Genomic DNA, 23,388 nt, shown 5'->3' with positions numbered 1-23,388 from the left:
TAATCTCCCCCAATCAATCATCCTGCTATCATAACAAAACCAAACGTTTTGAAAACATTGCTATTGCCACTGCTATGCCTGCCTTTTATGGGGAGGTCACAGGTATATGTCCGTCCCATTCATTCCGGTTTATACCAACAAAAAATAAAAAGGGAGCGGCCGCTGTTAAGCCCACTGGACTCCATCAGTCTTCAGCGAAGCCGGGTATTGCGCTTAAAAGGTTATCCCAACCTGTATTATGGCCAGATAAAATCAGTTACCATAGAAGGAGATTCTGTTGCCACTGTTCAAAACGAAGTTTACAAGACGCTGATTCTAACCGGTACCTACCTGGCAACGGCAGAATGGAAACAGCCCAACCGTATTCCTGCGCTGCAATCGGAATACACCCAGGGTAGATCGCTCAACGAAGCTGCTACCTGGCAAGGCCCCGAAACCAATGAGCTATTCAGTTATGGCCCCTCACTAAACACCTTGGAATTTGACGGCAGTAATTACCCTTATGATGTAAATGGAAGGTTAGTTCGGGCAGGAAGCGGAAACGGGCACAAGGCTGCAGCATATGACAATTCCCTGCTCAGAAATTCTTTTGGCTATTCGCAACAGCTCAGTATTAAAGGAGAAGTATATAGTGGCTATAAGATATGGGAATTTGGTGTCGCCATGGGGCATACCAGGGAGCAAACCATTATACGCAATAATAATAACTATGCCTCCTCGCTCGACCTCTTTCTTCAACGCAAGCTTCATAGCTTTTCATTTTCCGGCACCTATAGTTATGCACAAAACCATCAGGATAACACTAATTGGAACGGTTATCTTAACCAGGTGTATCAACAGTCGTTGCTAACACCGGCCTCATTTAGCAATGCACAGGGAACACATTATGGCAGTATACAACGCAGCTATAGCAACCAGGCCAATAATCCCGGCTACCTGCTGGAAGACAATAACAACCATAGTCAATGGATGCAACAAACAGGCAGTTTTACAGCCACCTTTCAACAAAACCAATTAAAGTTTACATTCACGCCATCCCTGCTAAACACCCATCAGCAAGACAAAGCATTATATAAAACCGGTAGCGCCTTCTGGCCCGATGGCATGCTTACCAACCGGAATAAACAAGTGTTGAATTATACCCAGCAAACCAGCGCTCAGATACCGATACCTATCGGCTATAATAATTATCATCTGAGTCAGCAAATACTATTCAAACATCTGTACACGCATCAGCATACCACCATTCAATACCTGCCAGATAATATCACTTACCAGTACAAACGACCGGTAAATGAGTTAGTGCTGAATATTATTACCGAACTGAATATCCAGGCTTTGAAAATGAGGCTGATCACCGGTAATAATAGTTATTCTTCCTCAACAGCAGGCAAAAGCACATTTTGGCTGCCTTCCCTCTCATATTCCATCGGGCACGACCCTTCCCGGTCTTTTTATTGGAATGTCTACGCCAGTTACACACGTTTTAATAGCGAGCTGCCACTGAGCCAATCTGTATCTCACTATAATCTGTTGCAGTACAATTCAAAAGATGCGCTTACTTATCGTCCCGTACTGGAAATAAACAGTTTCCGGAATGTAGGTCCCATAGAGCACACTGAATGGAATACCATACTAACAGCAGGCAGCAACTCCTTTCTGTTCACCGCTACCTATTATATCAGGAATATCCGTAAAGATGTCTATCCGGTTTTCAACAATGGCTCCTTTCAGCTACAAAACATGGCTGATGTTCGTAAAAAAGGTTATGAAATAACCCTAAATTATAACAGGTACAACAGGTACCAGGAAAAAAGTCTCCATTTCCGGGCCAATGTCAGTTTCAATAAATACAACAATGTAGTAACCCGCGTACAGGAGAATTACAATTTTTCGCCATTAGGTGGTTTCAGTAACATTCATACCGCACTGGTGGCAGGGCAGCCTTTTGGAGTGATTACAGGTAATGATTACCAACGGGATGCCGCCAACCGCGTAGTTATTGGCAACGACGGTTTTCCGCTATCCAGTCCCGGGCTGAAAGTATTGGGCAATCCCAATCCTGATTTTGTAATGAAATCCAATTGCAGCCTCACCTGGAAAAGCCTTACGTTATTAACAGAATGGGTATGGAAAAAAGGAGGCGTTATGTGGAATGGCACTCAGGCTGTACTGGATTACTACGGACGCTCGGCCACCACGGCCACACTTCGCAATACCACCGGTTATGTATTTAATGGCGTGTTACAGGATGGCAGTAAAAACGCTATTCCTGTAGCATTCAACCATCCATCGCAACCCATTGAAAACAACAGATGGGTGCGTTATGGGCAAAGCGGGGTAGCCTCTGATTATATACAAAAGGCCGATTACCTGCGTATTAACCGTATAACATTATCCTGTAACCCCAAGCTGTTAAAGCACAAAAACAACAAAACACCGCTTATACTATCCTTATATGTCCATAACATACTTATATGGTCGCCATACCAAGGCGCTGATCCATTACAAACCTTATTTGAACAAACCAATACCACCGGCCTCGATTATTTCAATATTCCCTCTTATCGCACCTATGGCTGCTCCCTCACCTATCAACTGTAACTCCATGAAAAAAGTAACTATCACCTGTTTCCTGCTGCTACTGCTTACCTGCAGCCTATCCGTTATTACATATGCACAGCTGACACAATACAATACTTACAAGGAAAAGATATATATACAAACAGACCATGTTATGTATGCCCCGGGTAGTGAAATGTATTTTAAACTCTACCTGGTGCAGGCATCCACCCAGCTGCCATCTACAGTAAGCGAAATAGTATTTGTGGATATCATCAGCCCCTCGGGTGCTGTTATAAAAACACTTCGCCTGCCCTCCAGCCAGGGCAATGCAACAGGCTCTTATTATTTCCCGGAAAACACAGCCGGTGGTATTTATACAATAAGGGCCTACACCCGCTGGATGAAAAATGAAAAAGAAAGCACCTGGTTTACGAAAGAAATCACCCTGCAAAAAGTAATTTCTCCTCGGGTACTGATGAAGCTGGACTTTCCCCGGAAAGGATATGGCCCCGGTGATACGGTTACCGCCAGTTATGCTATACGCAATCTTAACGACGAGCCTATTACTCATTTCCCGGTAAAATACACACTGTCTGAAAACGGGGAGGTGGTAAAAACCGGCAACTTTACTACAGATAATGCCGGAAAAGCGTTTATTCAATGTACTCTTTCCGATACTTTGCACACTACCGACGCCCTGCTTAACATAACAGTAGTTTACGATTCTTATACAGAATCTGTTTCGCGCAACATTCCTGTTTCACTGAATAAGGTAGATCTGCAATTGCTACCAGAAGGAGGCACCTTTATAGCCGGGCTGCCTGCCCGTATCGCTTTCATTGCTATTAACGAATATGGTAAACCTGTAGATGTAAAAGGGGTGGTCAAAGACAGTAAAGGCAATATTTGTGCACAACTGGAAAGTTATCATAATGGCATGGGCGCTTTTGACTTTACTGCCAGTACCGGCGAAAAGTATTATGCAGAACTGGCTACCCCTTCGGGCATTCACCAGCACTATCCCTTACCGCATGCTCAGGAGCAAGGCACGATGATGCACCTGGTAACAGGTGATAGCACTATACATATCCGGTTAACAGCATCACAGGCCGGGCAGGTGATACTTTCTGCCGGCAGTAGAAACAAAATCAGCTTTACCCGCACTTGTTCATTGCAGCCAGGTGAACAATGGATAGAAATTCCCATCAGCCTTTTTCAACCGGGTATCAACCGCTTTACATTACATACCTTACAAGGCCAGCCGTTTGCCGAGCGCATTGCCTTTCTTCACCCCGGTAAGCAACTGCATGTGTACATTACCACTGATAAAAAAGAATACAGCCCACGCGAAAAAGTAACCTTATATGTTACAACCCTGGATGAAACTAATACGCCTGTGCCTTCTGACTGTTCTTTATCTGTAATAGACGACAAACTCTGGTCGCTGGCCGATGACAAGCAAGACCATATTGTTTCCTGGCTGATGATGAGCAGTGAGTTAAGAGGCAAAATAGAAGAACCACAGTTTTATTTTAAAAGGGACGAACCTAAAAGCGTTACTGCCTTGGATTTTGTAATGCTTACACACGGCTACCGGTATTTTGATTATTCCGATTCTGTAATTAAACGTCAGGCCACAGCCTGGTTTCCTGATCCTTCTTACATCATAGCCGGAACTATTACCGATACAGCAGGTAAACCGCTGGCCGGAACCGTGTACCTGGTATGTAAGAACAGCTATACCAACAGTGCTGATAACAAAATTATAGAACAGCAAACAGGCAATGATGGTCTGTTCTTTTTCTCCAACCCTCCACAGGCTATAGACAACTATATGCTGATAGCCAAAAGCAACCGTAAAAAGCAACTCATCAAAATTAAAACAGAGCAATTTGATGCTGCCAATATCGCCACCTATAGTCAATACCTTACCCATAAGTTTGGCCGCCGGTTGCCTGTAGCCAATAACAATTACGGGCTTAATACCATCCCTCCTCCTGCTATAGAAGCTCCGGCTACAACAGCAAGCAGTGATATAATGCACCAACCTTCCAGGCTCGAAGATGTACAGGTAATTGCTTATGGCACAGTTGCTAAAAGACTGCAAAGCAGTAGTGTAACCACCATCAGATCAGAATCCGTTGTTATAAATAATCCGTTACTGGCATTACAGGGCCGGGTACCAGGCCTATCAATAACAAATGCAAATGGTTTACCCGGGGGAGGCACAAAGGTTACCATTCAAGGCCAGTCGTCCCTGGCAGGCTATAACGAACCGCTCTGGGTCATAGACGATGTTCCTGTTGAGAAACTGGACCCTAATTTGAATCCAGCTGCTATTAACAATATTACCGTGATAAAAGATGCCGCCTTAGCGTCCATTTATGGCAGCAGAGCAGCTAACGGTGTTATCATTGTCACTACCAAACTGGGATACAGAAACAGAAGATCTTTCCGCCTGAACCGTGGTCAGTATTATTTTACTACTACTCCTTTTTTCTCAAACGGTCATTTTGATGAGGCGCGGCAGTTTTACATGCCTTATTATGCTACCACTGCTACTACAATAAAAAACGACTTCCGGGAAACCCTTTACTGGAACCCCATTGTACAAACCGATAGCTGTGGCGAGGCTGTAGTTACTTTTTTTAATTCAGACGCTACTACCACCTTCCGGGCCATAGCAGAAGGCATGGGCAGCAACGGAAGTCCGGGCCATACCGAAGCTACCTATTCTTCCCAACCAACCATCAGCATAGATGCTAAAATCCCCCCCTATTTCAGCACCGGCGATACCGCTTATATTCCGCTGAATGTAAAAAACAACCGTGAGGATACTTTCCTGGCCACCATCCAGGTAGCCATCACGCAGCCATTACAAACCGGCTGGTTTGATAAACGGCTGTATATATTACCCGACAGTTCCACACAGGTATTCATCCCATTAACAGCAACCAGTGCCACTAAAGGAAAAATAAACATTACTATTAACAATTATAGAGATACTTCTACACTTCAATTGCCAGTTACTGCCCTGGATAAAGGCTATCCCGTAACCACTATACTGTCTGGCAACCGTTCTGTAACACAAACCATCCCTGTTATGGCCCCGGCACCTGGCACCTTGCATGCCAGTCTTTCTTATTTTACCAACCTGGAAGGGCAGTTATTAGAGGGGCTGGAATCTATGCTGGCCGAGCCGCACGGTTGTTTTGAACAAACCTCATCAGCCACCTACCCTAACCTGTATATTCTCAAATACCTGAAAGCTACCGGCAAGGCCAATACATCGCTGCAAGCCCGAGCCGAAAAATATCTGCAAGAGGGCTATGACAGACTCATTAGTTATGAAACACGGGAAAAAGGATTTGAATGGTTTGGCCACACCCCGGCTTCTGAAACATTAACAGCTTACGGATTAATGGAGTTTACCGACATGCAGGAGTTTATAAAGGTAGACGCCAACATGCTGGCACGCACCAAAGCGTTTCTGTTAGGCAGAAGAAACGGCAAGGGCGGCTTCACCATTAAACACAACCAGTTTTCTTCTGTGCCGGCAGATGTGTCCAGCCTGTATATTGTATATGCGCTTACTCAGGCAGGTATTGGAAATGAAATACAGCCAGAATACCAGGCTGCACTGGCCACTGCTTTACAAAGCAACGACACATATCAAACAGCTATGATGGCACTGGCAGCCATCAGCCTGAAAGATACTGCCAGTTATAACCAGCTGCTCAAAACCCTGCCGGCCACCTGGGTAAAACCGCATTCCAGCTTTGTGTATTCAAGAGGAAACTCTTTAAAAGTAGAGGCGGCGAGTTTATATGCACTGGCACTTGCCAGAGCCCCTAAGCCTGATCTCGCAATTATGGCCCAACAAATGAATATTATACTGGCCGGTAAAAACTACTTTGGTTATGGCTCTACACAGGCAACCGTATTGGCCCTCAAAGCCATTATGACGTATACGCAAACCTTGAACAAAGCTATTGATACAGGGGCAGTGATATTTACGTTAAACAATCATACCATACAACCGGGAAACAACATTGACTCATTGATAAAAACAGGCAATAACCAATTTACCGTGCAATACAATCATGAAAAGGATGCCTTGCCTTACAATGTGAAGCTGAGTTATTATTCGCTGCAACCTCCTAACAGCCCCGATGCGGAGATACAATTGAAAACGCAACTGCACCCCACCAAAGCACATGTAGGAGAAACCGTGCGACTGGATATTAGTGTAGCCAATACCAAAGATATTTTCCAGCCTATGACACTGGCTAAAATTGGAATACCTGCCGGCCTTACTGTGCAACCATGGCAACTAAAACAATTGATAGAGCAAAAACAGGTAGCTTATTATGAAATATTCGATAATTACCTGGTATTATACTGGATGGGGCTTGCCAATAGAGAAACGCTAAAAGTAAGTTTAGACCTGAAAGCAGAGATTCCAGGCAAGTACACAGGCAGGGCCAGCAATACTTATTTGTATTACACGCCTGAATTACAATATTGGAATGCAGGGTTATGCAGTACTATTCTACCCTAAAAGCACGTGTACGTTTTTGATAGCATCGGGATATAGTGTTGATGGAAGCATTGCACGATACCTGATGCCATCATATAAGCCATAAATTAATGTAAACAAGAATGTTATGAAAAATACACTTCCCCTATTGTTATATCTGTAACCTTTTCGTGGAAAATTCAAGACTGCACCAAAAATGCCAATTACATCAGAACACGTGCGGGCACTGATAGAATCAGGAAATCTATTACAGGCCAGCCAACCCAAAATATGCTTACCCCTTATCAACAGGCTATACCTCAAAATATCCAAAGGAATACAGGTTCCAGATATAAAAGTAGTGAATGGGATTATCTGCGACGGCCATCACCGTTACATTGCTTCCCGCCTTGCAGATGTACCCTTAGGGCATGCAGCCGGAGTCAGTTCGCACCCGGATATAACCAGTTGGGAAGCGGTAAGTATAGATGAAGATGAATGGGATACACCTGAAACAATTCAGAAATATATGGAAGAAGACGCAGAGTATAACAGTTTAACTTACAAAGAATTAGTTGAATTATTGAATAATTCGTAAATTTGGTAAGTATGTTAGTATTTCTTGACATAGACGGTGTAATGGTTCCTGTAAAATCACACAGGGCTCCTGATCTTTTACAGGATGGTTTTCCTGTGTTTAGTACACAGGCAACACAAGTGTTAAACAAGCTGGTTAATGAACAGGATGTTACTATAATGCTTACCACTTCACATAAGGCAAACTATAGTTTACCAGAGTGGGTAAACATTTTTAAAGCCAGAGGCATACAGGTAACAAACATTCAATCATTACCAGAAAACATACACCATCTCACCAGAAAGGAAGAAATAACCAATTGGTTTAACCTTCATAATATCAGCGAAGATTTTGTTATTATTGACGATTGTAAATCATTAAATGATCTTGTTCCTTATTTAAAAAATCATCTTGTTTTAACAAGTGCTATGGTTGGTTTAACAATGTATCATTTACCCGAAATCATCAACATTATAAATAGCTCTGAAAAGTTGCTACAATAATTCAAAATCGGGTTCCAGAAATATTCCATCCCGCTTCTTATCAGAAGCGGGATTTTTTGTTGCGGGAGGAAGCCTTAACAAGTTGTTGTTTCTTTAAATGCTTGCATATCTTTTCAGGAACATTCACTTAAATTGAAAAACTTCCCCTAAATTTGTTGTCTGCTTTCGTTGCTACATAGCCGGGAAAGCATAGGAGGAAGAGCATAACACCTTGTTTAAAGCAAAAGTCCAAGGTCCGAAATGCCAGAGTTATACTGAGGGCTTATCGGATTAACCATGACGATTTTGAAACAAGTAGCCTTCCTCCTATTTTTATGTCCTTACGCAAACAGCTACCGCAACTCCCATAACACCAATAGTCAACGTCAAAATTATTGCCACTGTAAGGCACCATAAAAACAAATAAGTCACTTTATTGCGGCAATTGTTTCCATCCATTTTCAGGAATTTCTAAATTATCTTTTACAAATGGAGAATCTATCAAAAACTCGGCATTATAAGGATCATCTTCTTCAAATTTTACAAAATAACGTTGCCCCTTTGGTGGAAAATTCCCAAAACCGCGTGGCCAGGACCTTTTGTCAGAATACTTACGCCAATAAACAGTAAATTCATAACCAATAACAGCTCCACCTCTCAAAGGATTATAGTGATCCGTTACAACTCCAACAGTATATCTCGGATGCAAATTCCTTTTCTTTTTTCTTTCCTGTTTTCCCTTCTCCGCATATATGCAAAACAAAACCCCTAATGCCAACACAACGGTACAAGAAATCAATTTCTCCCAATAAATCGTCTTAGTACCCATCCTATAAACTATCCGACTCCAAATCAAAGTCAACTGTCTGCTAACCCAGCTATCCCGTTTCATTAACCAAAAGTAAGCCTACACTACTATTCCCATTGGCACAGATATTAAAAAAGCCACTTTCCCCAAAGTGAAAGCGGCTTCTATCCTAATGCAATGGCTTAATCGCCATAAACTAATAATTATTAACTAACTCTTCGCCTGGCTGCTGCCAAACACCTTTTTCAGGATGTCGGTAACGCGGGCAGCAGGGTCGGTACGAATTTTTGCTTCTTCCTGCGATACCTGGAAAAAGATACCGTCAATGGCTTTACCGGTAACGTAGCCAGACAGGTCGGTATTCACCGGTGTAGTGGCAAACTTGTTATACACGGTAAACATATCTGTCCAATACTTGGTGGCGCTTACTTTGCTTAAAGCGGCATTGATGGTAGGTTTAAAGGCATCTGTTAAAGCAGCGGTGGTTTTACCTTTAAAATAATTGGTGGCTGCGTTGTTGCCACCTTTTAAAATGCCCAGCGCATCGGTAATGGTCATTTGCTTAATGGCATTTACAAATATGGGAGCAGCCGATTTAGCGGCGTCTTCTGCGGCGCGGTTCAGCGATAACACGGCTTTATCAACAGTGCTACCCAGGCCCAGGCTACGCAAGGTGCTTTCTACTTTCTGTGCTTCGGGAGGTAGTAAAATTTTAATAGCGGCATTGGCAAAATAGCCATCTATCGCCGAAAGTTTGCTGCTGCTGTTTTGTGTGCCTATGGTAAGGGCTTCTTTTAACCCTTGCACAATCTGGTCGTTGGTAAGACTTCCAGTGGCGTTGGGCAGGTTATTGACTATTTGCTGTGCGGTTTCACAGCCGGAAAAAAACATACAGGCTACTAAGATAGCCGGCAGATAAAAACGTTTCATATACAGATGTAGTTAATGAGTGCATCCCAAACTGATGCGGGGCAAATATACTATTACGGTTCGCATTTCCGCCAGCGTATATTTTCCTATATTTAGTATATGCTTTCCCTCAACTTTACACCATTTCCGCAACTACGCACGCCCCGCTTGTTACTGCGCCAGCTGAGCGTATCCGATACCAACCATCTTTATTACCTGCGTTCGCAGCCCGATATTATGCAGTATATACTACGCCCCCTGCACAAAAATGCACAGGAAACCCAACAGTATATCCAGATGCTGAATGATAACTGCGCCGCCAATGAATCGGTTAACTGGGCCATTACCCTGCAAAGCCATCCTCAACAACTGATTGGCACCATTGGATATGTACGTATGCATAAAGAAGATTACAGGGCCGAGGTGGGCTATTTGCTGCACCATCATTATCACCGGCAGGGATTGATGCACGAAGCCTTACAGGCAGTACTGCATTATGGCTTTACCACGCTGCAGCTGAACTCTGTAATGGCCATTACAGCCCCGGCCAATACCGGATCTAATAAAACATTGGAAAAATGTGGCTTTCAACAGGAAGGCCACCTGAAGGAGAGTAATTTTTTTGAAGGCGCTTACTACGATTCACTTTACTGGGCCCTGTTAGCCCGCCAGTATCGCCGCTAAAACAAACCGTTTTTCAGCGCATAGGCTACCGCTTCGGAGCTGCTGCTGGTATTGGTTTTCTTCAACAGGTTTTGCCGGTGGTTGTCTACCGTATTCTTGGCTATTTTCAATTCACTGGCAATCTGCTTGCTGCTCAACCCCTGGGCCATCAAACGCAACACATCCAGCTCACGCCCGCTTAAACGGCAAACAGTAATGTTGCTCAGCTCTCCTACCGAATCCTGTGGCACGTTAGAGAAAAACAGCTGGTTGCTTTCCATGCTGCTGTCTAAAATGGTCATGCGCACGGCACTGTCGTTCTTTAAATGGGTAATATCTGTAACCAGGTGCAGAATGCAGGCAATCATACCATCCGTGGCATATTCCCAGTCAATATATTGAAACATTACCCACCGGTAGTTGTCGGGAGCATAAGGATTGCGCATGCGGAAATACAACTGAGGCCTGATGAAGTGCTTTTTATCCCGTGGCATTGCCACCAGGAATTCGTATATCAGTTTTACATAGCTCATTACATACGGGGCATCTTCCGGGTGTAACAACTGTAAATATTCTTCGGGATTTTTATTGAGCCAGTAGCCGGGGGGATGTCCGGTGAAATGCTCACTCATGCCACCCATATTGCCTATAGACAGCTTATTAGCCACATACCAGGTATACGTGCCTACCGCAAACTGTGGTATCGCATCTATCCTGGCATTGAACAGGGCCATGATATTATCAACTTTGCTGATATCCCCTTTCAATATAGCCTGCTTTAGTTCGTCAATCGTTATAACGGGTTGTATTTGTTGGATATCCTGAAATACATCAGGCGTTTTTTTCTTCATAAGCCGGACAATTGGCTCCAATTTACCGATTATTAGCGCACTTTCGTCCATTTTTAGCAATAAAATGCATATTAACTATTAGTTAATGCGTGTGATTTTGAAGATAAGAGGAAACCGCCGCTATAAGAGCAAACGGCCCCCCTTCCCCTTCTTTAGTCTCTTTGTTTTACAAACAGCCCCGGTTAGCTGGGCTGATGTAATGTGGTGTTTAGTTGTTGCAGGGTACCCATCAACGGGCTATAACGGTAAATGATAATAGTTACATACTGCTTCGTAATCCGAGTAATCTACCGGCGGTTTCGTTTCTGCTCCGGCAGCCACTCTGCCACCACTTACGCCACCCGGTATAATGATATAACGGTATTGTAATAAGGTAGATAGTGCCACTGAATTGGAATTATCATGTGAAAACCGGTATACCAGAATTTTATTGAGCATAGGCGTATAACTGATAGTATTGGGTTTACCGCCGGCATTAGAAGTATAAGGCAGCGTAAACGTACCTCCGCCATAAGTAAAATACACCAGCACCACGCCACTATTCAATATGGATGTAGTTAAAGAAGGCGCTTTTACATAACCTACTTTCAAACTCGAATTGTCAACGGTAGAGTCATTAAAGTTGGTAGCATATTGCCAGGCTGAATAAATAACGTTGGCAGTACCTGTTGCTCCAGTGGCCCCCGTGGCTCCGGTTGCGCCGGTAGCACCAGTTGCGCCCGTAGCACCAGTAGCGCCTGTTGGTCCCGCAGGTCCTGTTCCCCCTGTAGCTCCGGTTGGTCCGGCAGGTCCGGCAGGTCCGGTTCCACCAGTTGGCCCGGCAGGTCCGGCAGGCCCCTGTGGTCCTTGTGGTCCGGCAGGTCCGGTTCCACCGGTTGCCCCGGTGCCGCCCGTAGCACCGGTAGCACCTGTTGCGCCGGTGGGTCCTACCAAAGAAATACTTTCACCCCAGCCATCTGCTGTTTTAGGTCCAAACAATATTCCACTGCTGGCATCCAGGTAATAGTCACCTATCGATCCAATATTTGCAGCCGGCACACCTGTGCCTTTTAATATCTGTGAGCCGGGTATACCGTCACTCGCTTTCTGACAAGCCATTACACTCAATAACAAAGGAAAAATCAGTAAGGCAGTTCGTTTCATTACATTCATACGGTTATCTGTTTTTTGCATATAGGTAGAAGGTGCTTATCCATGGTGCATAACAAAAGTATACAGGGTGTTAAAGGACCGCAATAGTGATTAATCGCTATTGTAACCCTACCGGGTTATTGGCGCCTATCAGCATTTATACTATAGAAAAAAGGAATTAACCGCTATTTCTTGTTCTACATTAAGTGTAAGCAAATGACCCCGGCCTAATTTTGACATATCAAATCAATCAAAAACAAAAAACACGAGATATGGAAACTACACTGAAAGGCATACACCATATCACCGCCATTGCCGGTGACGCCAAAAAGAACTATGATTTTTATACCCGCATCCTGGGATTAAGACTGGTAAAGAAAACTGTAAACTTCGACGATCCTAATACATATCACTTTTACTATGGTGATGAAAACGGTACGCCCGGCACCATCCTTACTTTCTTCCCCTGGGGCAGCGGCATCTCTAAAGGCAGAAGAGGTACACACCAGGCTACTGAAATAGGTTATGCAGTTCCTGTGGGCAGCCTGGAGTTCTGGCAAAAACGTTTTGAAGAAAACAATGTCATCTATAACAAACCAGCAGAGAAATTTGGTCAGAAGTATCTTACTTTCCTGGATCCTGATGGTTTAAAACTGGAACTGGTAGAAACCAATGAAGATAAACGCGCTCCCTGGGAAACCAGTGAGGTAAAAGCGGAGAACGCTACACGCGGTTTCCACCACATTACCATTACCACTGAAAAAGCAGAGCCTACTGCCTACATACTTACCAAAGTATTTGGCTATAAGCTGCAGCAGCAGGAGGTAAACAGGTTCCGCTATGTAACCGATGCAGTAGATACAGCCAACATTGTAGACCTGGTTGAAGTTCCTGGCGAAGCAGCTGGCCTTACAGCCGGTGGCAGCGTACACCACGTAGCCTTTAGAGTAAGTGATGAAGCTACCTTAATGCAGTATCGTGAAAAAATAGTGGCCTTAGGTTTGCACATCACCGAGAAAATAGATCGTAACTATTTTTATTCTTTATACTTCCGCGAACCAGGTGGGGTATTGTTTGAAATAGCTACCGACAACCCTGGTTTTGCTACCGACGAAACAGTTGCTGAATTAGGTACCGGTTTAAAATTACCCGCTCAGTATGAAGCTTACCGCGGCGAGATTGAAAAAGTGCTTCCTAAATTAGACTAAACGTATGTACACACATAACAAACAGGTAATTACTGCGGGAACACCCGCAGTAAATGCCTCCAAAGCAATTATATTATTACATGGCCGGGGCGCTTCGGCAGAAGATATCATTAGCCTGGCCAATCATTTACAGCTGGGTAACGACACTGCCATCTTTGCTCCGCAAGCCAACGAGTACAGCTGGTATCCTTTCAGCTTTATGGCTCCGGTGGCGAAAAACCAACCGGCACTGGATTCAGCACTGGATGTAATAGGCCAGCTGGTAGCCGACATTCAGGCCCAGGGCATACCTGCTGAACGCATTTACTTTGCAGGCTTTTCGCAGGGCGCATGTTTAACCCTGGAATATGTAACCCGTAACGCCACCCGCTACGGCGGTGTAATAGCCTTCACCGGCGGTTTAATTGGCGAAGAGCTGGCTATCGAAAACTACAAAGGCGATTTTGGCGGCACCCCGGTATTCATTGGCACCGGCGATCCCGATCCGCATGTACCCGTAAGCAGGGTAAATGAAAGTGTGGCTATACTGGAAAAAATGCACGCCAACGTGCTGTTGAAAGTATACAAAGGAAGACCACATACCATTGGAGCCGATGAGGTTACACAAGCCAACCAGCATGTATTAGCTTAGTGTTTATTTTGGTTGAATAGTTGGAAGCGCTATCTTTAATTGATGGCGCTTTCTTCATTAATTACCAGGAACATATCACAGCACATTACGTTACAGCCACAGGAAGAAGAATACTTCGTATCCCTGTTGCAACCCATGCAGCTCAAGCGTAAACAAGTGCTGCTGAAAGAAGGCGAAATTTGCAAATACTCCTTTTTCGTAAACACCGGTTGCCTGCGCGGTTATTCGGTAGACGATAATGGCTTTGAGCATGTATTGAACTTTGCCCCCGAAGGATGGTGGATGGCCGATATGTACAGTCTCATTAGCCAGAAGCCAGGTGTACTGTATATAGATGCACTGGAAGAAACCGAACTGGTAACACTTTCTAAAACAGACCAGTTACAACTGTATAAAGAAGTGCCGGCCTTTGAACGCTTTTTCCGCATCATCACCGAAAACTCACTGGTAGCCTATCAGCAACGCCTGCTCGACAACCTGAGCCTGACCGCCGAAGAGCGCTATCACAGTTTTTGCAAACGCTATCCCCCGCTTATTAACCGCCTTCCCTCTAAACAAATAGCCGCCTACATTGGGGTTACACCCGAGTTTTTCAGCAAAATGCGCAATAAACTGCTGCGGCAATCTTAAATCATTTGTTTTCTTAACCTGGATTAAGTGTTGCCGGTTGTGCTGGGTGTAATTTTATGTCATCATAATAATAAACACTATGGCACAATCCGTTTTACATACAGCAGCATCCCGTGGCGTAGCCGATCATGGCTGGTTGAAAAGCTTTCAATCGTTTAGTTTTTCCGGTTACTATAATCCCGAACGTATTCAGTTTGGCGCATTACGGGTATTGAACGATGACATTGTAGAAGGTGGCCAGGGTTTTGGCAAACACCCGCACGATAACATGGAAATTATTTCCATTCCCCTGGAAGGTGAGTTAAAACACCAGGACAGCATGGGCAATGCGGCCGTTATAAAACCCGGCGAAATACAGGTAATGAGCGCCGGCACCGGTATTTACCACACCGAGTATAACAACCTGCCGCAACAGCCTGCGCAGTTTTTACAGATATGGCTGTTTCCCAACAAACGCAATGTTACTCCCCGCTACGATCAAATCAGCTACCAGCAACAGGCGGTACCCAACCAATGGCAGCAACTGTTGTCTCCCAACCCCGACGATGCCGGTGTATGGATTTACCAGGATGCCTGGTTTCATAAAGGAGTGTTTGATGCCAACACTACCGTACCTTACCAATTAAAAAAAGCAGGGAATGGTGTATACGTGTTCGTAATAGATGGCAGCATTACCATTAACGGCCAGCAGCTGAACAGCCGCGATGCCCTGGGCGTTTGGGACACGGATGCTATCAGCATTACCACCAACAGCAAAGCAGATATTTTATTAATAGAAGTTCCAATGACAGTAGCATGAGCCAGAAAGAAATTTTAATAGCAGGTATCCACCCCGATATTGTGCAAACCGTAGTACGACTGATTAACAGCCAACCCAACTGGAACGGAACCGGGGCCATAGGCGTGGCAGAAGCAAAGGCATTATGCACTACCAGGCACTTTGATGTAGTGTTGTTTGGCGGCGGTATTGAAGAAGCCGATGAGCAACAACTCACCCGCTTCTTTACACAGCACCATCCTAAAATAATCTGCCTCCGGCATTACGGCGGAGGCAGTGGTTTGTTGTATGCCGAAATTCACCAGGCATTGGCTGCGGGCAGCTAACTGTTGGTTTTCTTTTCCAGCACCAGCATTACTTTATTAAAGTCAGCAGCTGCGTTAATCACTTTCCGGAAATTATCAAACTCCGATAAAGGATAGCGCAGCTGGTTGTACATTTCCCGGATATTTATCGTAAGGGTATTGCCTTCCAGCACATAGTCCGATACAAAGCCCATGGTAGTATCTGTGCCATTGCTGAAAGAAATGGCAAACTTCAGATCGTTAGGGTTCTTCACGATATAGTTATCAGGTATATGCACTACAATTTTGCGTATCAGCCAATGCGTATAATCCAGCTCCATAGGCAGCTGCCGCGGCTTTTCCTGATACATTTCTGATTGCTGCCCAATCACCTCCCCTATTTTCAACAGCGCTTTCTTCCCTGCATTCTCCAGCAGCTCGGCACTTTTTATATCGCCGGATACTATCAGTGGTTTCTGGTAGAAACCATCAGTTAATGCCGTGTTTTCTGTTTTAATATTGGTAACCTCGTTATTATTGCCCTGTATTTTCAGCATTTCCTTGCTGGTTTCCAGCTGCTTGTCTTTAGGCAGAAAATGAAACAGCGGACGATAAGTAGCTGCAATATAACCACCCATGCTCTGTTTTGATTGCACCAGCACCGTATCCATGGTTTCATTGATGCGCAGGTCTGCTTCCAGGTTCTGGTAACTGGCAGACACCGGTTCCGGCTCAATTTCTTTAAACAGCCCTATAGCTGTTTTTAAAGAACCAATCTGTGTTTCTTTTAAAAACAGGCCCTTGGCCCCGGTAACAGCCGCTTCAACATAAGGATAGCGAAAGGTAACATCTGATGGGGACAGATATTTGCCTGTTTGCGGAAAGTACAACAACAGGTCATCGGCACGGTCCCAGTTTTCCAGCTCTTCATCCATAGGGTAGCTATTACGCGACGAAACAAACACCAGCTGAAAGTGGATTCCCAGTTTTATAAAAATGCCCGCCATTAACCGGTTTGCGCCTCTTTCGTTGGAGGCACGGGTTAATACAATCTTATTAATGTCATCCGCATCTTCCGAAATCAGGTCTTTATCTATATTAATATTAGATTTTACATAATCTTCCACGGCCAGAATCTTCTCGTCGGTAGAAGCAGTGGCAGGTATGTTTATTTTACCCGCAAACTGGTTCAGCACTTTTTCTTCTTTGCTGGTTAACTCGGTATAAATAGGATAGGCTTTTTTAGCAAACTCCTTCCAGGTATATAAACGCACATTACCGTTGCCATTATAATTATAGCTGAGCTTGTAATCCACTCTCGACAGGTATTGTGGCTGAAAAGCATACTTTTCATCGCTCAGTTCTTTTACATTATCGGCATAGCCGGTAACAATCCTGTTATCCCCTATCAGGGTATCTTCGTTCACCGTAAAGCCGTTATAGCCTTTTACGCTAAATTGTAAGTGTTTGGGGGTGGTAAGGCTAAAAAATGCATGCTGACAAGGCAAATAGGTATCCTGGTAGGTATCGGAGTTAAAAATGATCACGCTTCTTTTTATCACGTAAGCAAACTCTATCTCTGCATTCTTTTCCAGGCCATCCATGGCAAACAGCTTGCACACCTTGCCGTTCTTCTGGGTTTCTTTTACGGTAGAAGGGTCCAGGTTAATTACCTTACCATCAGGCAATATGCTTCTGGCTTTAATATCCTGTATTTCGGCATTGTAAGGCTGATATATATACACCTTGTTATATTGCTCAATACCTTCATCATCCTTTACCTTAATAATCTGGTGATAGCTACAATAACGAAAGGTATTATCTCCTTCTTGTTTATAGCTTACCTCACGCGAGTCCAGGATGTTTACGGCGCTGGCTTTTGTAAAAGCTTCATGCACCTGGTGCAGTACAGGTTTTTCCAGCCACACCGATAAAGAATCCCGTTGCGCCTGTGCAGCCATTACACTACAGCTGCCTGCCAGCAACAGGGTTATTATTTTCCTCATAGTCATTTTTTATTTACAGCTAAGATTTTTTCTGCAGTATCACCTGCTCTTTATATTGACTGATTATTTTACGCACGGCATTGTTCCAATCCACAAACCGGCTCTTTGGCAGCATTAAAGAATTGCTTTGCAGCTGCTGGCGCACCACGATAGCCTTGGATTCTTTGGTATAGGTTATTTCAAACGACAGCTCTTCGCTATTGTATTTAAAATTGTCTGGAATCGATTCAATGCTATACCCTTCGGGCAACTCCATTTTGGTATATTGATTAAGAATATATTTAAATCTGCGTAAACTCGCTGTTTTATGATGTGCTGTGTCAATAATATGATCGCTGGTTAACAGCTTATCCAGGTTCAGGTTAATATAAATTTCATCACCCAGCTTGTTGTAATAACCTGGTAAACTAAACTGGGTTTGAATGCACATGATCTTTTCTGCATCACTTATATAGTTGATTTGAAAAGTGTCCAGTATAAACCGGTTATTTCCCTTGCTGGTATAACGCTTAACATCTTCCTTGTTATCCTCAGGGTTTTTATTGGCCGAAAAGTTATTATACGCCGCTGTGCCCATATAGCCATAACAACGCAAACGCGTGCTACCCTTTATTCCTTTATCGGTAACAGAGATTAACGTGGTATCTACCATCCTGTTTTTAGTGGCATCCATTTCAGGTATACGTAACACTTTGTGTTCCTTCTCTCCTATAGCCACCAGTGCCTGCTTGCCTTGTATAAAGGCAGTAGGAAACCCATAAATACATCCCGGATCAGTACCATCCAAAAACACATATTCACCATTTACCAGCGCCGTACATATCATATGGTTATCGGTAAGCGGCAAGGCTACATCTGTGTAGTCGTAAGGAATATCACGTGTGCCTATCCAGGTTACCCAGGCTTTTACACCTGCCCGGGTAAGTAAATCCGTTAACAAGCTGGCCATATCTTTACAATCACCAAACTTACGATCGTACACCAGGTCTGCCGGACGGGGAATAAAGCCCTCTAAACCGTTTTCAAAAGCTACATATTTAATGTTGTGTTGCACAAAACTGTAAATAGCCCTTGCCTTATCCGTATCAGAATGCAGGCCATGCGTTAAGCTGTCTGCCACCAGTTGCATTTTTTCGTGGTTCACCGCAGGCACCTTGCGTAAAAAAGCATAGTTCCATTGATACAGCTCGTCCAGGTTATCTAAAAAGCCTACCCTTTTATCGTCTTTGTCCAGGTACGAAGAAACATACAGTAACACATGCGGCTCATCATACGAAGGCGAAGGCGCATCCGGGGGCCTGTCCATTTCTTTCAGGTTATTAGCCGTAAAAGTGTAAGTAAGGCTGCTGCCTTTTTTACCTGTTACCACCTGCACCTGTTGCAAACTGTCGTTCCGCAGCTTATAGTTCAGCACCATTTGCTTAGGATAAGTAACAGTTACCTTCTGGTTAATCACGGGCATGTAGCTTACAAAATATAAAGGCGATAACAAATGCACATCGTTATCGTACTGTGTATACTGCACATGCGCTATCGCTCCTTTTTTCAAAGAAGGAAAGTCGAACGACGACACCTTTACATCATCATAAAATACACTTCTGCTGCGTGAATTATCCGTTTTAATTTCCGGTACTTTTATCCTGTCGTATCCCCTTTTGACAGGTACATCTGTATAAGCGTCTACCTTGCCCAGCGGGGTAAAAGAACCATGATAAATCGTATACCGGTTATACATGCCATTGGCCTTATCGTCCAGTATCAGTATGTCTACCGCCACCTTGCTTTCTGCCTTAGGCTCCCCGTTTTCCATAAACAGGGTAATGTCTTTGGTATAGTTCAGCATCACAGCATACGCATGCGGGTAAGCTACTGCCAGCTCTTCCACTGTTTGTGCACCCGCTTTTTGTAGGGTAACCATGAGGATGAATAAAACCACTACCCATTTTCGTGCCCTGCCACTCCTATCCATTTGCGCAATAATTATATGTTAACGTACACTTTGCAAAATGCCATAGTAATACACCCTGGTTTGTTTTAATTTACCGCTTTCATCGTAATATGTGGCCACGCCGTGCTCTTCGCCGTTGTACCAGTTCACTTCCGATTTCAGCTTGCCGTTACGGTAATAGTCCTTACTAACACCGGAAAGCTTATCGTGCAAATAGTTTTGTTCTTTTTCGGGAGTACCATTCAAGTAGAATACTTTTTTAGGCCCTTCGTCCACGCCTAAAGAACGCACCTGGCTGATATAAGTAGCACCATTGGTAAAATAGATATTCCTGTTGCCGTTAACAACCCCTTCCTCAAAATCCAGTTCAGCGCTTTTGGTTCCGTTAGCAAAATATGCTACCACTTTACCTGTTCCGTTTGGCAACAACACGGGCTTCACCAACTTGCCATCTTTACCTTCGTAAGTATAGCCCACCAGCTCGTCCATTTCATAAATCAGCACCACGGCGCGTTTGCCATTATCTGCATAAATAGTGTAAAAGCTATCCAGGTAACCGTTTTTATACCAGATATCCCTATCCAGGGTTCCATCATCATTATACTCTTTATACAAGCCATTGAGATAGCCGTCCCTGTAAATACTCACACTCATAGGCTTGCCATTCTCGTAATACACTGTCCAGTTACCTTCTACCCTGCCATTACGGTAAGTACATTCAGAATGTAGCTGACCGCCATAATAATAACTGCGGTAAGTGCTGTCACTATTCCCTTTTTTGTAAAAGCTGGTAACGTTTACAGAACCATCGAAGAAATAAGTTTCGTGTTTACCATCCAGGTTATAACCGCGGTAAGTGCATTTGATATAATCTTTACCATTATTGTGTTTAAACACCACATCGCCGTTGCCTTCATTACTCAGTTCCACATCTGCCACCACTTTACCGGTAGTATCCCATTGTGTAACATGTTTCAGCCAGCCTTCATCAAATAACTGCTCATAATGTATTTTACCATCAGGGTGATAAAACTCGCTATAACGGTCTTTTTCGCCGTTCTTATAGTTGGTCACTTCTTTTTTACGGCCCCGCTCGTCAAAAGTCACAAACACACCCTCTTTGTTATCATCTACATACCAACCCTGGTAGTTTACACGGCCATGCTTATAGTTAGAGATATAGAAACCATCCAGCTTACCGTCCTTGTAGTTGTACTTTTCAGAAACGGATCCATTAGCGTAATACACCACCTTTTCGCCCTGCATATTGCTGTTGCTGAAAGAGGAAGTAGCTTTTACCTGGCCATTCGAAAAGTAAGAAGTAAACTTGCCATCCTTGTCGCCCCTGCGGCTCAGATAGCTATCAATCACTTTATTACCATACTCATCGTAAAAGGTAAACAAACTGGAGCTTCCTTTGGCATTAGATTCACTGATGACCTTGCCGGTAGCATCATAAAACTTCACCTGTTTAAAGCTTTCTTTGTCGTACAGAGCTTCGCTATACAACCAACCGGCTTTGGCAAAGTTTTCTTCTTTACCATCTGTTCTGCCTTTGCTGTACACCTGCCTTTGCTTTAGTACTCCATTCTGATACAACTCTTTGTATTCGCCGTCCATCTTGCCATCTACATAACTGTAAGTTTCTTTCAGCTGTCCCTCGTTGTACCATGTTTTCCAGGCACCTGTTTGCTTGTCGTTGGTATAAGAGCCTTCCTGCACCAGCAAACCCAGCCTGTTGTATTTTTTGTAAGGCCCTTCGGCTTTATCCGCAGCATAGGTTGTAGTAGCTTCCAGCTGTCCGTTATCGTAATACTCCGTAAACACGCCTTCTTTCAGGCCGTTTACAAAGTTCACTTTATATTGTACCAGGCCATTGGTATAATAGGCTACCACCAAGCCATTCTTCTCATTGCCTTTATATTGTTCGGTTCTTTTTAGTTCACCACTATAGTAATACACTTTTCTTTCTCCTTCCAGCTTACCGGCTTTATAATTATTTACCGCCTGCAGGCTGCCATTGTCAAACCAGAAGGTGCACGGACCTTCTTCCACACCATTTTCATAAACTCCTTTTTCTTTTTTCACACCATTGGAATAAAAAAACTGCCATTCGCCATTGTACTTGTCATGCACAAAAGCACCTTTTGACTTTACAGTACCATTGGCATGGTAAAAAACCCAATCGCCTTCCAGGATCCAGTTATCCTTTGTTACTGTCCAGGTACCGCCTTTGCCCAATACTTTGCCTTCCCGGTAATAAAAATGCGAAGGAGCATCCTTACGTTGCTGGTAGTTTAACACCTGGGTTTCTTTCAGCTTGTTAAAATGCACACCACATTCATCCGCAAACGCTACCAGGTCTTTTTTATTACGCTTTACAAAATCATCTACTTTTTTAATGCCCAGGCCACTGAAAATATAGTTAACTAACAGGTTAAACTGTTTGCTGTCATACACCTGCTTATAATAAGGCACATAAAACTGCATAAAAAAGTCCTGCTGTGCCTGTTCGTAGCTCAGCTTCTCCAGCAATACCTGAAACTGCCTGGTAATAGCGTCTTCCAGGTCGGTTTGTAATTTATAGCCCCTGTCCATGGCTATTTTGCTTACAATAATTTCCTGTTGTTCTTCAAACACATTATTGCCTTTGGCCTTTTTCACATTCGCCGAAACTTCATCATCCATCACAGCAACGCTGTTCAGCAGGTTTATACAGTTTTTCCGGTAACGGCCATCCGGCTTCATTAATAAATAAGTGGCAGCACTAAGCATCGCCTGTGGCAGTTTACCTTCGCTATAGGCAATTACACTCATGAAATAATGAGGGGAAGCATAAAAAGGATAAATGATCACCGATTGCTGGAAGCTTTTTTGCGCATCCACATAATTCTTAACACGGTAATAGGCAATGCCTTTGTTAAACCAGGTTTGATAGTCGTAAGGGTTTACCGCCAGTAATTTGTCATAATAGCTTACCGCTTCCTCCCACTTGCCTAAATAATCATTGGCATTGGCCAGTAACGGGTACCAGTCATTAATTAAATCCGGGTATAATTTCAGGCCTTCTTCGGCATAGGCTATCGCTGCCTGAAAATTACTATCGGCACAGCTACTTAACGATAATTCGTGCAGTGAGCGGGAATAGTTAGTATCGTTACGGCTGATTTTCCGGTAAAGGGCAATGGCTTCTTTGTACTTGCCATCATCATGCAGCTTAGCGCCCTGTTCTAATAATTCACCACTATTCACTAAGGGTTCTGTCTGAGCGTTCAGTTTATTGCATAGCAGCAACAGTAAAATACTGAACGAAACTAAATTTCGCATACGGTCTAGAGTTGTAGCTCTAAAAATAGGAAACGTATGCTAATAAAGCGGCAGAACCAGTAAAATAGTGG

17 protein-coding genes are annotated in these 23,388 nt (G+C 43.8%); 10 read left to right on the top strand and 7 right to left on the bottom strand.

Annotation, left to right across the window (positions count from 1 at the left end; translation table 11 throughout):
* Window positions 1-48: 48 nt before the first annotated feature.
* The 4 genes from FLA_RS31465 (at window position 49) to FLA_RS10825 (ending at window position 8,164) form a co-directional block, all read left to right on the top strand.
* On the top strand, window positions 49-2,604 hold the full coding sequence (locus FLA_RS31465) for a TonB-dependent receptor (protein WP_159445140.1): 2,556 nt from the start codon (window positions 49-51) through the stop codon (window positions 2,602-2,604).
* A gap of 4 nt (window positions 2,605-2,608) precedes the next feature.
* The gene (locus FLA_RS10835) at window positions 2,609-7,126 is read left to right on the top strand and encodes a TonB-dependent receptor plug domain-containing protein (RefSeq protein WP_076380481.1); all 4,518 of its coding nucleotides are present in this window, start codon (window positions 2,609-2,611) and stop codon (window positions 7,124-7,126) included.
* Between the two features lie 175 nt (window positions 7,127-7,301).
* Window positions 7,302-7,682, top strand: a complete 381-nt coding sequence (locus FLA_RS10830; RefSeq protein ID WP_096510922.1) for a hypothetical protein — start codon at window positions 7,302-7,304, stop codon at window positions 7,680-7,682.
* A gap of 11 nt (window positions 7,683-7,693) precedes the next feature.
* Complete coding sequence (locus FLA_RS10825) at window positions 7,694-8,164, top strand: HAD domain-containing protein (protein WP_076380610.1); 471 nt, start codon at window positions 7,694-7,696, stop codon at window positions 8,162-8,164.
* A gap of 412 nt (window positions 8,165-8,576) precedes the next feature.
* On the opposite strand, the gene FLA_RS10820 is transcribed toward FLA_RS10825, so the two are convergent.
* Together FLA_RS10820 and FLA_RS10815 are read right to left on the bottom strand one after the other, a co-directional pair.
* Window positions 8,577-8,972 carry a hypothetical protein gene (locus tag FLA_RS10820; protein ID WP_096510920.1) on the bottom strand — a complete coding sequence of 132 codons (396 nt, stop codon included), beginning with the start codon at window positions 8,970-8,972 and terminating at the stop codon, window positions 8,577-8,579.
* Window positions 8,973-9,161: 189 nt separating this feature from the next.
* A complete protein-coding gene (locus tag FLA_RS10815) occupies window positions 9,162-9,881 on the bottom strand; it encodes a DUF4197 domain-containing protein (protein WP_076380478.1) in 720 nt (239 codons plus the stop codon).
* Between the two features lie 99 nt (window positions 9,882-9,980).
* On the opposite strand from FLA_RS10815, the gene FLA_RS10810 reads away from it, so the two are divergent.
* The gene (locus FLA_RS10810; protein WP_076380477.1) at window positions 9,981-10,544 is read left to right on the top strand and encodes a GNAT family N-acetyltransferase; all 564 of its coding nucleotides are present in this window, start codon (window positions 9,981-9,983) and stop codon (window positions 10,542-10,544) included.
* On the opposite strand, the gene FLA_RS10805 is transcribed toward FLA_RS10810, so the two are convergent.
* Together FLA_RS10805 and FLA_RS31670 are read right to left on the bottom strand one after the other, a co-directional pair.
* The gene (locus FLA_RS10805) at window positions 10,541-11,374 is read right to left on the bottom strand and encodes a LuxR C-terminal-related transcriptional regulator (RefSeq protein ID WP_076380476.1); all 834 of its coding nucleotides are present in this window, start codon (window positions 11,372-11,374) and stop codon (window positions 10,541-10,543) included. The two genes, FLA_RS10810 and FLA_RS10805, sit on opposite strands and share 4 nt — an antisense overlap.
* 237 nt (window positions 11,375-11,611) lie before the next feature.
* Window positions 11,612-12,547, bottom strand: coding sequence for a hypothetical protein (locus FLA_RS31670; RefSeq protein WP_076380475.1), 936 nt, complete (start codon window positions 12,545-12,547; stop codon window positions 11,612-11,614).
* A 230-nt stretch (window positions 12,548-12,777) separates the two neighbouring features.
* Between FLA_RS31670 and FLA_RS10795 the strand changes: the two genes are divergently transcribed.
* From FLA_RS10795 to FLA_RS10775, 5 genes are all read left to right on the top strand, one after another.
* Window positions 12,778-13,713, top strand: coding sequence for a ring-cleaving dioxygenase (locus FLA_RS10795; protein ID WP_076380474.1), 936 nt, complete (start codon window positions 12,778-12,780; stop codon window positions 13,711-13,713).
* 4 nt (window positions 13,714-13,717) lie between these two features.
* On the top strand, window positions 13,718-14,344 hold the full coding sequence (locus tag FLA_RS10790; RefSeq protein WP_076380473.1) for an alpha/beta hydrolase: 627 nt from the start codon (window positions 13,718-13,720) through the stop codon (window positions 14,342-14,344).
* 42 nt (window positions 14,345-14,386) lie between these two features.
* The gene (locus FLA_RS10785) at window positions 14,387-14,974 is read left to right on the top strand and encodes a Crp/Fnr family transcriptional regulator (RefSeq protein ID WP_076380472.1); all 588 of its coding nucleotides are present in this window, start codon (window positions 14,387-14,389) and stop codon (window positions 14,972-14,974) included.
* Window positions 14,975-15,053: 79 nt separating this feature from the next.
* Entirely contained in the window at window positions 15,054-15,773 is a 720-nt protein-coding gene (locus FLA_RS10780; RefSeq protein WP_076380471.1) for a pirin family protein, read from the top strand.
* On the top strand, window positions 15,770-16,078 hold the full coding sequence (locus FLA_RS10775) for a hypothetical protein (RefSeq protein WP_076380470.1): 309 nt from the start codon (window positions 15,770-15,772) through the stop codon (window positions 16,076-16,078). The genes FLA_RS10780 and FLA_RS10775 overlap by 4 nt, the downstream gene beginning before the upstream one ends.
* Here FLA_RS10775 and FLA_RS10770 read toward each other — a convergent pair.
* The 3 genes from FLA_RS10770 to FLA_RS10760 form a co-directional block, all read right to left on the bottom strand.
* A complete protein-coding gene (locus FLA_RS10770; protein WP_076380469.1) occupies window positions 16,075-18,042 on the bottom strand; it encodes a DUF3857 domain-containing protein in 1,968 nt (655 codons plus the stop codon). The genes FLA_RS10775 and FLA_RS10770 overlap by 4 nt on opposite strands.
* 19 nt (window positions 18,043-18,061) lie before the next feature.
* Window positions 18,062-19,960, bottom strand: a complete 1,899-nt coding sequence (locus FLA_RS10765; protein WP_159445139.1) for a DUF3857 domain-containing protein — start codon at window positions 19,958-19,960, stop codon at window positions 18,062-18,064.
* 69 nt (window positions 19,961-20,029) lie between these two features.
* A complete protein-coding gene (locus FLA_RS10760; protein ID WP_076380467.1) occupies window positions 20,030-23,317 on the bottom strand; it encodes a tetratricopeptide repeat protein in 3,288 nt (1,095 codons plus the stop codon).
* Window positions 23,318-23,388: the final 71 nt, after the last annotated feature.

Origin of the sequence: Filimonas lacunae (genome assembly GCF_002355595.1) — a bacterium.
Lineage (GTDB): Bacteria > Bacteroidota > Bacteroidia > Chitinophagales > Chitinophagaceae > Filimonas > Filimonas lacunae.
This window is presented reverse-complemented; position numbering and strand designations above follow the sequence as displayed.